Source organism: Paucilactobacillus kaifaensis (genome assembly GCF_005405145.1).
In the GTDB taxonomy this organism is placed as follows: Bacteria; Bacillota; Bacilli; order Lactobacillales; family Lactobacillaceae; genus Paucilactobacillus; species Paucilactobacillus kaifaensis.
On the sequence record NZ_BJDM01000038.1, the window covers coordinates 1 to 1,619 of the forward strand.

General features: G+C 37.6%; 2 protein-coding genes and 1 pseudogene. All 3 read right to left on the reverse strand.

Going from position 1 to position 1,619, the window contains the following annotated elements; genetic code table 11:
- Positions 1–516, reverse strand: a 516-nt coding sequence (locus FFM51_RS08655) for a GntR family transcriptional regulator (RefSeq protein WP_137598220.1), incomplete at its 3' end; no start/stop codon positions are given.
- Between the two features lie 43 nt (positions 517–559).
- A pseudogene (gene ssb / locus FFM51_RS08660) lies at positions 560–925 on the reverse strand (single-stranded DNA-binding protein); the annotation flags it as partial.
- Positions 926–928: 3 nt separating this feature from the next.
- Positions 929–1,619: PD-(D/E)XK nuclease-like domain-containing protein (locus tag FFM51_RS08665; protein ID WP_137598222.1), on the reverse strand; the 691-nt coding region annotated here is incomplete at its 5' end.

A 1,619-nucleotide genomic window follows, 5' to 3' on the forward strand; every position in this document is an offset into this window, starting at 1 on the left:
TTGTGCAATTCCATTCGGGAATCCCCAAAGATTTGTCCAAAGGTCGACCGGATTGTTTTCCGTGCCATCTACTACTAATTTATTAACATTATTAACATTGTTTACATTATTGTTTGTTGACATTTGTTTGACATTCGTTTGACTTCGGTTTGACATTTGTTTGTCATTATCTTGGTACTCATGCCAATTGGTTATTGTTATAACGCTGTATTTGGTGGTTGATTCGATTGTCAACATTTGTCTATCTTCGTAACCATGAATCCACCTCCACAGTGTCCGACCTTTAACCTGTTTTTTTGGTGCAACATTCAAATTAAAATCATGTTCAAGTGAATACATTCCAGTTATGAATTGCCCTTTATCTAGTTCAAATTCTTCACCATTCCAAATGGTTTTGCCTTTCGAATGACGAGCTTTCATCAAACAGTACAGCCATAACTTAAGTTGATTTGGATCAGTCCAGACAGAGGAGTATTGTATCTTCCTGTGCAAGCTGATCCATCCCTCGTCTGCCATCTATGATCACCTCAAATCAGAACGGGAGATCGATAGCATCAATGTTCATTGAATCATTAGATGCGTTAGCTCTTGGCTGTTGATCATTACTCTTTGGTTCTAATAGTGAAAAGTTATCAACTACTACTTCGGTCACATAAACTCGTGTTCCTTGTTTGTTCTCATAGTTGCGTGTTTGAATACGTCCATCAATTCCAATTAATGAACCTTTATGAGTGAAATTAGCTAAGCTTTCAGCTGCTTTACGCCAAACCACACAACTAACAAAATCTGCTTCTCGGTCTCCGTCAGCGTTCTTAAATTGACGATTAACGGCAAGGTTGAATGACCCGACCGCCGTTCCACTTTGTGTATACCTCAACTCCATATCGTTGGTTAATCTTCCAACTAATATCGTTCGATTAATCATTGTTTAATGCTCCTTTTCTAATATGTCATCTTCTTCAGTAAAACCACTCAATCGTTTATTCATTCGACAATATTCACACTTACCACAGTTCGTTGGTTCTTCCTGACCATTCTTAACCTTGTCAAAGTGATCAATATTTATCTTGATTTGTGCGAGTGCGTTATCTAATTTCCATTGAGCGATATTGATTGCCATTCTGTCTGGTACATCTTGCTTGCTGACAGCAAAGATAAATGGTTCAAACGTTTTTCCATACTTTTGTCTCAGCAATTCTTGATAGACAGCCATTTGTAAGATATATTCACGATCTTTGACGAATGAAACGTGTTGATGCTCCACATTATTCCAATGCGGCTTACGGATTTCATCAACCGTTTTAATGTCGCAGAAGTAACTACCTTTAACATTCAAACAATCAAGCTTGCCTTTCCATTGGGTTCCGAAAATATCTCCTGATACTGGAACTTCTTTCTTGCCTTTGTAAACTTCATTGAAAAAATCATCGTTTGATAAAGTTTGAATCATCATATCAGCTTGCTTATAGGACTTTTTAGGCTGTCTTTTGGTCTTACCTGACTTAGATATAATGTCATCGATATTGTTAGCTATAAACGCCTTATGAGCCGTCTTAGACTCGAAGTAACTGTGAACATAATTTCCAACAATCAATGGTTCTGGACTGCCAGACGGCTTC